The sequence below is a fragment of the Erwinia sp. V90_4 genome, assembly GCF_029967685.1.
GTDB classification, from domain to species: Bacteria; Pseudomonadota; Gammaproteobacteria; order Enterobacterales; family Enterobacteriaceae; genus Erwinia; species Erwinia aphidicola.
In genome coordinates, this window is the sequence record NZ_JASCAQ010000053.1 from 58,410 (window position 1) to 70,775 (window position 12,366).

Annotated in this window: 13 protein-coding genes; all 13 read right to left on the reverse strand. The window is 52.1% G+C overall.

The window, feature by feature from the left end:
- Positions 1-49 precede the first annotated feature (49 nt).
- Positions 50-817: a hypothetical protein gene (locus QLG07_RS14460; RefSeq protein WP_282469486.1), complete on the reverse strand. Its 768-nt coding sequence runs from the start codon at positions 815-817 to the stop codon at positions 50-52.
- Between the two features lie 104 nt (positions 818-921).
- Positions 922-1,464 carry a fimbrial protein gene (locus QLG07_RS14465; RefSeq protein ID WP_282469487.1) on the reverse strand — a complete coding sequence of 181 codons (543 nt, stop codon included), beginning with the start codon at positions 1,462-1,464 and terminating at the stop codon, positions 922-924.
- A 7-nt stretch (positions 1,465-1,471) separates the two neighbouring features.
- Positions 1,472-1,987, reverse strand: a complete 516-nt coding sequence (locus QLG07_RS14470) for a fimbrial protein (RefSeq protein ID WP_282469488.1) — start codon at positions 1,985-1,987, stop codon at positions 1,472-1,474.
- A complete protein-coding gene (locus tag QLG07_RS14475) occupies positions 1,984-2,478 on the reverse strand; it encodes a fimbrial protein (protein WP_282469489.1) in 495 nt (164 codons plus the stop codon). Before QLG07_RS14475 ends, QLG07_RS14470 begins: the two co-directional genes overlap by 4 nt.
- A complete protein-coding gene (locus QLG07_RS14480; RefSeq protein ID WP_282469490.1) occupies positions 2,471-3,085 on the reverse strand; it encodes a fimbrial protein in 615 nt (204 codons plus the stop codon). Before QLG07_RS14480 ends, QLG07_RS14475 begins: the two co-directional genes overlap by 8 nt.
- A gap of 44 nt (positions 3,086-3,129) precedes the next feature.
- Positions 3,130-3,876 carry a fimbria/pilus periplasmic chaperone gene (locus QLG07_RS14485; RefSeq protein ID WP_282469491.1) on the reverse strand — a complete coding sequence of 249 codons (747 nt, stop codon included), beginning with the start codon at positions 3,874-3,876 and terminating at the stop codon, positions 3,130-3,132.
- Positions 3,877-3,937: 61 nt separating this feature from the next.
- Complete coding sequence (locus QLG07_RS14490; RefSeq protein ID WP_282469492.1) at positions 3,938-6,457, reverse strand: outer membrane usher protein; 2,520 nt, start codon at positions 6,455-6,457, stop codon at positions 3,938-3,940.
- Between the two features lie 589 nt (positions 6,458-7,046).
- A complete protein-coding gene (locus QLG07_RS14495) occupies positions 7,047-7,574 on the reverse strand; it encodes a fimbrial protein (RefSeq protein ID WP_282469493.1) in 528 nt (175 codons plus the stop codon).
- Between the two features lie 597 nt (positions 7,575-8,171).
- Positions 8,172-9,536: a tRNA uridine-5-carboxymethylaminomethyl(34) synthesis GTPase MnmE gene (gene mnmE / locus QLG07_RS14500; RefSeq protein ID WP_282469494.1), complete on the reverse strand. Its 1,365-nt coding sequence runs from the start codon at positions 9,534-9,536 to the stop codon at positions 8,172-8,174.
- A gap of 110 nt (positions 9,537-9,646) precedes the next feature.
- A complete protein-coding gene (gene yidC / locus QLG07_RS14505; protein ID WP_282469495.1) occupies positions 9,647-11,293 on the reverse strand; it encodes a membrane protein insertase YidC in 1,647 nt (548 codons plus the stop codon).
- A gap of 18 nt (positions 11,294-11,311) precedes the next feature.
- Positions 11,312-11,554 (reverse strand): membrane protein insertion efficiency factor YidD, encoded by a 243-nt coding sequence (gene yidD, locus QLG07_RS14510; RefSeq protein WP_099754511.1) that lies wholly within the window; start codon positions 11,552-11,554, stop codon positions 11,312-11,314.
- Entirely contained in the window at positions 11,518-11,877 is a 360-nt protein-coding gene (gene rnpA, locus QLG07_RS14515) for a ribonuclease P protein component (RefSeq protein WP_048917912.1), read from the reverse strand. The genes yidD and rnpA overlap by 37 nt, the downstream gene beginning before the upstream one ends.
- Positions 11,878-11,894: 17 nt before the next feature.
- Positions 11,895-12,035, reverse strand: coding sequence for a 50S ribosomal protein L34 (gene rpmH / locus QLG07_RS14520; protein ID WP_003023858.1), 141 nt, complete (start codon positions 12,033-12,035; stop codon positions 11,895-11,897).
- Positions 12,036-12,366: the final 331 nt, after the last annotated feature.

Here is a 12,366-nt window from a genome sequence, read left to right on the forward strand (position 1 = left end):
TATCAGATTAGCAGTGGCCTCTTTACGCATTAATATCTTGTAGCTAAGATTACAACCAATCGGCTTTTAACACCACGTTCTCCTGTTTATTACCGGCGCTTTTACCGGTGTCTTTAAGGATAAAGTCCAGGTTAAATTTTGACGTTACATCTTTTTCGGTACTGACGCTGATGGTGGTTTTGTTATTATCAAAAGAATAACCTACTATTGCGTCACCGATTTTAATTTTCTGATTATCACCGGTGCCGTTAATAGCCTTACCGCTCAGCGACAGATCAACCGATGTCTTATAATCACAGCGTAGGCTGCCTTCCAGTCTATGCTCTATTCCTTTAGTGCCCATTGAGATTTCACCAAACTCTACGTTGGTGGGAATGTCAAGCTTACAGTCGGTTGGTTTTATAAGATCCCCATACTCAATATACCATAATATCCAAGGGCTATTTTCTGACATATTGCAACCAAATAAAAACCTATACGTTCGGTCGTGATTATAATTATGACCTTCATATGCCATAGTCCCATTTCCTGATAACATTTTATTTAATACTTCTGTGGCCTTTTTTTCATCTGGACAAAAATCCGCGCCTTTTTTGTAAATATAATCCCTTTTGGATATGTATAGCTCTAATCCAGTAATTACATTCCCTGATGTTTTTGTGAAAACAGGGTCTTCTACATGGCCGAAAATTCTGTAAGTGCCGTTTGTTTTACTATAACGGACTTCGCTTATGGCGCTAAAAGGATATATAACCATGAGTAAGAAAAGAGTTTTTAGTGAAACTATCTTTTTATATTGTATCAGGGTTTTTTTCATTTTTTTTCATCCGTTAAGGTTTTTGGTGATATTTTCATCAAGAGATTTTTATAAGCCAATATAAATGCCTTGCTGCAGAATAATACTTTTCAAGCTTCAATCTTCTAAAGATAGTCGAGTCGAAAAGTCGCTACGGCGCTAAATTTACCGCCCGTAATGCTGTGTGCCTTAATCGCCTGTGGCTCGCCCTGAATCCAGGCGGCGAACTTCAGGGTCATATTGCCATTTTCCAGCGTGATCTTTTTGTTGCCGCTGTTAAGCGCTATGGCTTTTCCCTCTGCATCTTCAATACCGACAGCAATTCCGCTGTTATTCGGCATTACAGCCAGCAGCCCCGGTAATGCGCTGCTCTCATTACCGCTAAAAGAGACGCTGAGCTGGTTTCCTATACTCAGATCGCAGTCCAGCAGGCGCAGTTGAAACGACTTCGACGGAGTGCGCCCGTTGTTATAGAGGTAGCTATCGACGATATCGCTAAAATCTACGCGAATAGTCTCGTCGCCGGGCCGCAGCGTGCAGGCTTCGGAGACCAGCGTGCCGTAAAAATGAACGTTATCAGCGTCGGATAGTGCGCGGGTTGTGGGCGAAATGGCACAGAGAGTGAAATATAATGCCAGGGTACGCGACTTTAATTGGGTTATCTGCATAATTTCCCTATTGATATTCAGCTATCAGATTAGCAGTGGCCTCAAACGGTCCTTCTTTCAGCGTGACGCCGTCCTGTTTTACCGGCACCGCCTCCAGCGTGGGCATCGCTGTCGGGGTGACCTTATACTTCTGATTAATCACCATCGGGCTGCCGTTCTGCAGAATGCGTATCGCCAGCCCTTTCACACTGCTCTGCACGGCGGCTTTTGTGGTATCAAAGGTGGCCATATCGCCTTTCAGCGTCAGTAGAAGCTCCATCCCGGATGACGGACTGCTTTTGCAGGTCATTTTGTAATTGAGCGGCTTACGGTATCGCACACCATCTATTTTCTTCACGCCAATACGATCGCCAAAATCGACCTCAATGCGCGCCCCCTGAGGGGATGTAACCTTACAGGATGGTGCTATCAACAGCGTACCGGTAAAAGAGATATCGGCAGTACCAGCGCTGACTTCTCCTGCGGCTGAGGTTAAGGTAAGCGTCAGGAGTAACCTGATTAACGGCTTGTTCTGTTTCATCATTGATACTCCACATACAGTGTGGCACTGGCGCTAAAGGCGCCGCCCGTCAACACATTGGCATGACTCATCACTGGGGCTGCGCGCAGCTCAGGTGTATACGGCCAGTTAAAATTCAGCCAGTCATTAACTGACACGATCTTGCCATTACTGGTAAATTTTATTGCCATATTGGTGAGGTTCGTTTGCAGGTAGCTTTTGTTATCCCTGGCTGGAGTCCCTTTAATCTGAAGACGTAGCTGATTTTTTACCTGGCCTCTGCAGGAGAGGTTAATATTCACTGCACGACTGTAGTCACTGTCGTCGAGGTCATCGGCAATCACCTTACCGAAATCGACTTCAATCGCCTTGCCGCCGTTAATGGTACAGGGCGGGGGATCAAGTACCGTCATCGATACGGTGATGGTTTGTTGCGAACTTCCGGCGACGGCAAGCGAAATCCAACATGTCGCTAGCAGCAGCACCAACCCGCGTATTGCGCTATCCTTAGTCATAAATCATCCTGAAATTAAGGCTGGCGTGCCATGCCCCCACGCGCAGCGGCGATGGCGTGCGCACTGGTGTTACGGTGTAAGTTAAAGTGTTTCTGCCCGGTGTTAGCAGCAGTGGCGTAGCGCGCTGGTTCAGCGGTAGCGGCCGACCCTTTGCGTCGGCCAGCGCCAGCGCCAGCCCATGAGTTCCGCTGACCTGCAGGTAGTTGGGCATATCGTTATCGCGTGCACCGTAAAACCAGACCGATACCGAGGGTTGCAGCGTGCTCCAGGTCAGATTGCCAGTTCTGGTGTCGCGTTGTGCGCCAAGGCCTGAGACACAATCCTCAAGTGTGAGTTGAAAAGTGACAGGTGTCGCGCGATCGCCGGGGTACTGCAGCTCGGCGCTGCCGGTGTTGCCCATCGTCACCGTCTGATCCAGACTGCGCATCTCCAGTCGACAGGCATTTTCCGTTAACGAGCCGGAAATCGTTAGCCATCCGTTGTTACCGTCAACCATTCGATGTGGAACGTTTGCCTGCACAGCAGCGATCGCAAGCCCGCTGATGATCGGTATTGATTGGTAGAAGCGCAGCGCGCAACGCTTTGCTGTCGTTTGTTTATTGCTCATAATCCTGTCGCTCCCTGTGCGGAGAGTGTCATCACTTCTCCCGCTTAATCCTGCGTTATCTGGCCGGGCACTACTTTGCACTGGCTGCCGGTACAGCTAAAGCTAAGCGTCGGACGTCCACCGTAGTCGTCAACGTATTTCAGTAGCGGGCTGTTGCCCAGCGCGGCGGCGGTGACATTCAGTTCACCGCTACTTTTTGGTGCCAGCATCAGCGGTTTAAAATCAGCCAGCGATTTTCCCTGCTTGCTGGCGGCCCCGTCGATCAGGGTGATGTAGTAAGGGGTAGGATTATTGACCACATAGTGCTCGCCTTTGCGCGTTAGCGTCAGCTGCTCCTGGGGGGCCGGGCTGTTGGGGGGGATATGCAGCGCGGCAGGGCGGTAGAACAGCTTAATGCGCGTCTGCAGGGCAATCTGTAACGTATTCGCTTTGTCACTCTTGGGGGGGATCTCGCGCAGGTTAAAGTAGTAGAGCGTCTCGCGATCCTGTGCAAGTTGGCTTACCGCGGGCAGCGCCTGTACTTTTACCTGGCTCTTTTTCCCGGCTTCGACGCGTTGTAGGGGCGGTAGGGCCGTCAGCGGTGAGTTGATCTTATTGCCCTTCTCATCTTCAATCCACGCCTGCGCCAGATAGGGCAGCTGCGGATTCTGGTTAGTGATACTGAGACTGGCTGATTTCGCCGTACCCTCGAAGATTACGCGCGTGCGATCGAGAGAGATTGCTGCCGAAGCCTGATTTGCCACCAGTGCGGCTGTCAAGAGCGAGAGTTTGATAAACTTATTTGAAAACATAGTGATACCTTTATTTCTTGCGTCAAAGTGATGATGAAATTCTGCTGTGAGTGGGGATGCATCACGGTGTATCTCCTGACGTCTCACAGGGTAGAAGTAGTTGGTGGCCTGCCGCGTCGGTGGGCAGAGGGATGGGGATTCGTATCTCGCACTGCGCTTTGCCATCCCATTCAACATTCATTGTTTCCCCCGCTTTAATGCCGCTCAGATAGACGCTGCCGTCGTCATTAATCAATCCGGTGGTCTGCCCGCGGGCGTTGACCACTTTGGCGCTAAATGGCGGTACGCTGCCGTCGGCGAGTTTAATGATGGCCATTGCTTTTGCCCCTGAGATCACGTTAAAACGGCGGTAGCCAATCGCACCTTCGGTAAGCGTCGCCTGGACAACTGAGTTGATCGCTTCGGCGTTATCGCCAATTTTATCGATGTCAATGCGCGCACTATTGCGGTAGTAACTGCTAATATCCGTGATCACCGCTTTACCAAAGCGATTGGTTCTAATGTTGCTACCGTAACCGCGCACTGGCACGTCCGCTACGCCGTCAGTATCCACTAACAGTCGCGTACTGCCGCTGCCGTTGATGCGGTGCAAGGCGCCTCCTTCAGGGGTCAGCGTCATTCCCCCCTGCGCATTCAGCCCCAGCGAGCGGTACTGCCCCTGGTTGTAGCTGGCGCTGGCATTAATGCGTGCTGTGTCACCTTCGTGGGTGTAGTAGCCGCTTATCTGTCCGCCGCTGCGACTGTCGCCGGCGCTGAGCGAGTAGTTGTCATCGTTGCTCAGACGATCGGCCCACGTGAGATTCTGACTCTTCTCTTTGCCTGCTGCCGAAAAGCTGTAGCCCATGTTGCCGCGATCTCCCCATGGCGTGGAGATAGAGAGATAAAGACCATCGTCTTTGTGCTGACCGTTGCGATTACGATAAGCAGAGAGCGAGACGCTGGTAGAACGGAACTTCCACCAGTCGAAGTAGCGTGACAGCATCAGGTTGTAGCGATCGTTAGTCGGACGGTCCCAATAGGTCTGATGGGTATAAGTGAAGTAGGCGGAAAGTCCGGCATCACGGAACTGTTTGTTCAGTGTGACGGTGTACATCTGTTTACCTTTGCCTGCGGGATATCCCCCCTGTTTGGCATCGAGGTACTCCGACATGCTCATAAAGTTTTGCTGCGAGAAGCGGTAGCCAGCAAAGGTGATCTGGCTGTCGTATTGTTCAAAATTTTTCGCATAGCTAAGGCGGTAGGATCCCCCGCTGAGCGCGCCGTCATGATGCGGCAGACGCGCACGCGACTGCGTCGCATCCAGCGAGATGGCACCCAGTAACATCAGGTCGCGTCCAACACCGGCAGAGAGTGCCTGGTACTTATCACCGCCGATTGCGCCGCCGTAGAGTGACCAGCCGTTACTGACCCCCCAGGTAAACTCGCCGGTGCTAAACATCGCCCCGTTGGTGCGATGTTTCCAGTCGGCCGGTTTACCGGCGGCCACTTTGAACCTGACGGAGCCAGGACGCGTCAGGTAGGGGATATTTGCCGTATTGACGGTAAAGCGCTGTACGCTACCGTCCTGCTCATCAACGCGCACGTCCAACTGGCCGGAAACTGCGTCACTCAGATCCTGAATGCGGAACGGGCCGGCTGCGACCTGCGTTTCGTAAAGTACGCGGCCCTGCTGGCTGATGGTGACTTTGGCATCGGTTTTTGCTATCCCGGTCACTTCCGGCGCGTAACCACGCAGATTTGGCGGCAGCATATTGTCATCGGATATCAAGCTGGCACCGATATAGCGGAAGCTGTCAAAAATCGCCGAGTTGAGGTAATTTTCCCCCATCATCAGTTTTGCGCCCAGCGTTCGAATGGCTCGCCAGGCGTAGTAACGGCTCCAGTCAAACGCTTTCTGCGTTGGCCTGTCGCTGCCGCTTTGACGCTCAAGCCGCGCCTGCCAGGAGGCGCGCAGCCGCCAGGCCCCCAGGTTGATTCCCGTGGTACCGTTGCCGCTGAGGTCAAGTCGGTCACCGCTATTATGGCTGCGCTGCTGCTGCACATTCAGGTTATAGTCCAGCAGGAGCCCGGGAATACCGTCATCCCAGCGTGACGGTGGATCCCAGTCATCGGCACTGTACTCCAGCCATGCCTGTGGAATACTGATATAGAGGGAAGAGGTGGCGAGATCGCCGGTGACTTTCAGCCCTTTGAGACTGGAGAGTTTGAGGCACTTTCCCTGCTGCTGCCACTCCAGTGCTTCAGCCGGGGCTTTCTTCAGACCGAACTGTTTAACCAGCTGTGGGGTAATACAGGCCACGCTCGATTTGGCATCATTTTCATCAGGAATAAATGTAATTGTCTGTTCAGAAAGTTCGGTGCGGTTAATGCGCACCGTCAGGGTGTAATCACCGGGCATCATATAGCCCTCGCGTGAGAACTGGCTCAGGTCAACGCGTTTACGGTCTTCTAAATCCAGCACATCGGTATTGAATTGAATATCGTCAGATGCCCTGCTTTTTATAGAATTCCCTATCGTTAAAATAATTAAGACAGATAAGATTCTTAGGTTAAACAGCTTCCGTGCCGTGATAGGTTTCATACTAAATCCATAATGTCATTAATTATTCAACCCTGTTTTTTACTAATCAAAAATAAAAAATATTCGAGCTTGAAACGCCTGGCGGTGAAATAGTTATCAGCGATGAATAGCTTATGGTTGCTGATGAGTGTTAGCAAATAATCAGACGGATATTGCCAAGGGTTATCATTTGCACAGGTAGCGCTACGCCGGGCGTTTTAGCCTGTAAAGTAAACGCAGACCCCTCGGTCGACCCATCAAAGGTATTGCTGAACGCCCTGTTACCCAATGTGGCCGGCTGATTGGATGTCACCAGACTGTCCGTTTAATGAATACTGTGTCCTTACGTGTTAAGGACGATACCGATAGCGCCCCCAGGCTGATGCTCTGTTGGGTATCCTGGGGGGCGAAGTGCATAGGGTATTAACAATCGCACCCCTCAGCGAGACCTCACCGTTACCCTGTTGCATCGCCTGGCTGGTGGTAAAAAAGCAAGCATCAGCATCAGAATGTAAGATGTCCTGGATTTTATTGTCATGAAGACAATCCACTCCTGCTGCCGGAAAAAACGTGCGGCTGGCTGCCGCACGTTAACGGAAAACGTAAAAACTTACTGATAAGCTAGCTCAAAGTTAGTTACCGCGGTGAAGTCGCCGGGTACGATATTGGTACTGGCGCTAGCAGCTGCTACATAGACATTGAAGCTCAGCGTTGCACTTGTACCGGCCAGTTTTGCAGGCTGGCTGGCTTCACCCAGCTTGATTTTCTCACCTCTACTGTCAATAAATACAATACCGGCATCAGATGCATTACCCGCCAGGGCTAGCATGCTCTGATCTTTATCGTTTGCGATACCGCTGAAGGTGAGAGTGACGCCATTTTTATCGGTCAGATCGCAGTTTTCCAGTTGGATATTGACCTGTTGTGGCGTTGAATGGCCATCTTTTTTAGCTAACAAGGCTTTAGAGATCCCGCCGAGATTAATGTCCTGACGGATTGATTCACCTTTGATTGAGCAAGGAGCGTCAACGATAGAACCCGTGAAGTTGATTTGACCACTACCCTGAGAAGCGGCCTGAGCCAGGGAAACAGCGCCAAACGTCATGGCCGCGGCCAGCATAATTTTATTGAGTTTCATTTATGTGTATCCTTACGGTGATTAATAACATATTCCGACTAAACTAAATCCGGGCGGGATTTAACAGGTTGACTCAGGGCTCACTAATAATGGTGGCCTTGAATAAGTTTATCTAGGGGTATAAAACCAATTGGGATATTAACTTTCGCAGATTTTATACCAAACCCTGAGAGTTGCTAGTAAGAGCACTCATCATTGTTGTGAGTGGCATTATAAATGCCACATATTTCCCTGCATGACAACGATGTGGATTCTTACATAGCTAATCTTCCAACACAATAACTGCCCTTTGATAAAATACCCTTTGTTATAAATGCGATATTAATTCGTTAATAGTTCTTACGGTAATAATTATCATGTCGCCAATCTTATTAAATAAATTTTTTTTAGATAAAAATATCGCTTAAATGGATGGCGCGAAATTTAATACCAAGATGAGTTCGGTTAAGGAAAATGTTTTTTTGTGTTTTTTTAATTATTTAATTCAATGTGTTAGATGGATGGATGGCTGGTGTGGTTTGGCTTTTCACGGCGTAAGGTGCCCCGCCATACGATTGTACAGCGGGAGCGGATGTGGCGAAGGAAGTGCGAAAAGACTTATTTGCCAATACAGAAGCTGGAGAAGATCCGTCCCAGCAGATCGTCGGAGCTGAACTCGCCGGTGATCTCACTCAGTGCCTGCTGCGCCAGACGCAGCTCCTCCGCCAGCAGTTCCCCAGCCCAAGCCCCCAGCAGCTGATGTTTGCCCTGCTGCAGGTGAGTGGCTGCTAACTCCAGCGCTTGGAGATGACGGCGGCGAGCGAGGAAGCCGCCCTCCATATTGCCGGCAAAGCCCATGCTGGCTTTCAGATGGTCGCGCAGGATATCGATGCCGTCCCCGGTGCGCGCCGACAGGCGAATAAGTGAGTGACCGTTCACTTCGCTTAGACCCTCTGCTTCGCCAGTGATATCCGCTTTATTTCGTACCACGGTGATCGGCAGAGTTTGCGGCAGGCGGGCAATAAAGTCCGGCCAGATCTCAGCGGGTTCGGTGGCGCCGGTGGTGGTGCCATCCACCATAAACAGCACGCGATCGGCCTGTTCTATCTCTTTCCATGCGCGTTCAATACCGATGCGTTCCACTTCATCACTGGCTTCACGCAGGCCAGCGGTATCGATGATGTGCAGCGGCATGCCGTCAATATGGATATGTTCGCGCAGCACGTCGCGCGTGGTGCCGGCAATATCGGTGACAATCGCCGCTTCGCGCCCGGCCAGCGCGTTGAGCAGGCTGGATTTTCCGGCGTTAGGGCGGCCAGCGATCACCACCTTCATCCCTTCACGTAGCAGGCTGCCCTGACGGGCTTCAGCACGCACGCCATCCAGATCGCCGATAACCTGATTTAGCTGGGCCTCGATTTTACCGTCGGAGAGGAAGTCGATCTCCTCGTCAGGGAAATCGATCGCTGCCTCCACGTAGATGCGCAGGTGAGTGAGTGCTTCCACCAGAGCATTAACGCGGGTGGAGAAAACACCCTGTAGTGAGTTGACCGCCGAACGGGCGGCCTGTTCGGAGCTGGCGTCGATCAAGTCGGCTATCGCCTCGGCCTGTGCGAGGTCGAGCTTGTCATTGAGGAAGGCGCGCTCGGAGAACTCCCCCGGATTGGCAATGCGCAGCCCCGGCAGCGCGACAATGCGCTTCAGCAGCAGGTCGAGGATCACCGGGCCGCCGTGGCCCTGCAGCTCCAGCACATCTTCGCCGGTAAAGGAGTTCGGGCCGGGGAACCACAGCGCAATGCCCTGGTCGAGCGTGCTGCCATCCGCATCCTTAAAGGGCAGATAGTCGGCGTAGCGCGGCTTTGGCAGTTTGCCCAGCAGCAGCTGCGCCACGTCGCGGGCTTTGCTGCCGGAAATGCGCAGGATGCCGACGCCGCCGCGGCCAGGTGGGGTCGCCTGGGCGACGATAGTATCGCTATGGCTCATGTTGAACTCTCTTTTTTAAGATAAAAAAAGGCGGTCATGATGACCGCCTTAGTGTAAGCATTGTGCCGAAATTTAGCACGGGCGAGGCATGCCTCGCCCCTACGGACAAATTACGCTTTTTTCTTGTCGCGGCTGTGCAGACCACGTTTTTCCAGCCCGCGATAAATCAGCTGCTGCTGGAGAATGGTCACCAGGTTACTGACGATGTAGTACAGCACCAGACCAGACGGGAACCACAGGAAGAACACGGTGAAGATGACCGGCATAAAGGTCATGATCTTCTGCTGCATCGGGTCGGTCACGGTGGTTGGCGACATCTTCTGAATGAAGAACATCGTGATACCCATCAGGATCGGCAGGATGTAGTACGGGTCCTGTGCGGACAGGTCATGGATCCACAGTGCAAACGGCGCATGGCGCAGTTCCACCGAGCCCATCAGCATGTAGTACAGTGCCAGGAAGATAGGCATCTGGATAACCAGTGGCAGACAGCCGCCAAGCGGGTTCACTTTCTCCGCTTTGTACAGCGCCATCATCTCCTGGCTCATCTTCTGCTTGTCTTCACCTAAACGCTCACGCATTGCCTGAATCTTCGGCTGCAGCATGCGCATTTTGGCCATCGAGGTGTACTGCGCTTTGGTCAGCGGGTACATGATGCCGCGCACGATGAAGGTGATAACGATAATTGAGAAGCCCCAGTTACCGATAAAGCTGTGCAGGAACTTCAGCAGCTTAAACAGCGGCTGGGAGATAAACCACAGCCAGCCGTAATCCACGGTCAGATCCAGGTGTGGGGCAACCGCCGCCATTTTGTCCTGAATTTCCGGGCCAACCCACAGGGTCGCAGCCAGCTGCTGCTGAGAACCCGGCGCAATGGTCACTGGCGCAGATTTGTAGCCGATTGCGGCAATACCATTACCCAGGTTACTGGTGTAAAGCGTGTTGCTGCCCGCAGTCTGCGGAACCCATGCGGTGGCGAAATACTGCTGCATCATCGCCACCCAACCGTTGGTGGTGGTGGTGCTCAGGTTTTCGTTATCGCTGATCTTGTCGAATTTGTACTTCTCGTAGTTGGTCTCACTGCTGGAGTAAGCCGCACCGCGGAAAGTATGCAACGCAAAGTTGTTGCTGCCGGTATCGCGATGCTTCGGCAGATCAATGGTCTGCTTCAGCTGACCAAACATCGACACTTCCAGCGGCTGCTGGGTGGCGTTGTTGACCTGATAATCGACGGTGATCGCGTACTCGCCGCGCTTCAGGACGAAGGTCTTGGTGTAGGTCGCGCCGTTTTCAGCGGTAAAGGTCAGCGGGATACGCAGTTCGCTCTGGCCTTCTGCCAGTTCGAAGTGATCCTGGCTGCTGGTGTACAGAGGGCGCGCACCATTGGCCGGGTTATCCGGGCCATTACGACCGGTCAGGCCACTTTGTGCCTGATACAGGAAGCCTGATGTGGTTTCCAGCAGCTGGAAAGGCTGGTCTGAACCCAGTTTGTCCGGGTAAGTCAGCAGCTGTGCCTGATCAATATCGCCACCGCGGGTATTGATGTTTAAAGACAGGACATCGGTCTTAACGGTGATCGTTTTGCCCTGTCCGCTGGCAGGTACACCCTGATTAGCGGCATCACCGGCAGCGCTGGTCGTGTTCTGCGTGGTCTGGGTCTGCAATGGCTGCGGAGCGTGGTCCGTCTGCCAGGCTTGCCAGATCATAAAGGACACGAACAGAAAAGCGATGAGAAAAAGATTGCGTTGCGAATCCATCGTTAATGTTCTCTGAGATCAATGGTTATGTGGCGGCACCGGGTCGTCGCCACCCTGGTTTAAAGGGTGGCATTTTAATATGCGTCTTAGCGTCAACCAACACCCTTTTACCAATCCGAACCTGCGCAATGCCTCAATACCGTATTGAGAACAGGTGGGATGGAAACGGCAATGGGGACCTAAAAGCGGGCTGATCACGCGCTGATAAACGCGAATCAGCCCGATTAAGAGCCGCGAGCCAGGCGACAGTGACGACGCCATAGTTTCTCCAACGCTTCCGTCAGTGCCTGGTTATCCAGATCCGCGACACCCTTTTTCGCCACAATCACAAAATCCATTGCCGGTAATTCATGCTGACGCAGACGAAAGCTTTCGCGGGTCAATCGCTTGATCCGGTTGCGTTCATGCGCACGTTTAACATGTTTTTTGGCGACGGTGAGACCGATGCGGGGATGCCCCAGCGTGTTCAGGCGGCCGAGTATGGTGATTTGCGGCGTGCCAGCCCGTTGTGGCTGCTGGAAGACGAAAGTGAAATGAGTGGGAGTTAACAAACGTAACTCCCTGGGAAATGCGAGCTTAACCACTCAGCGGTTAGCTTTTATTACTTAGAAACGGTCAGACGAGAACGGCCTTTAGCACGACGACGTGCCAGAACCTGACGACCATTTTTATTTGCCATACGAGCACGGAAACCGTGTGAACGGTTGCGCTTCAGTACGGACGGTTGAAAAGTGCGTTTCATGGCGATTTCTACCTAAACTTGAAAAATTTCACTTGGTGACGCGTTATCTGGCCCGAAAAAACGACCGACGCCTCAGTGTGTCTTTAATAAAGAGGCGGGATTGTAATAATTGTACAGTCCAGAGTCAATTTACTTCGCGTGAAAAGCGCATCCTGATTGCCCGTAGTGACCGAAAAACAGCCAAAACGGCCATGGCGCACACGCCGGGGCACAAATTATACGGTGTCCAGTAAAAAGCGCAAGGATCGCGCAGGATCTTCTCGCGATCCTGTTACATCACATTTGCGGCAATAACGTGACGGCACCATTAAATTTCAACGAATGCAGACGA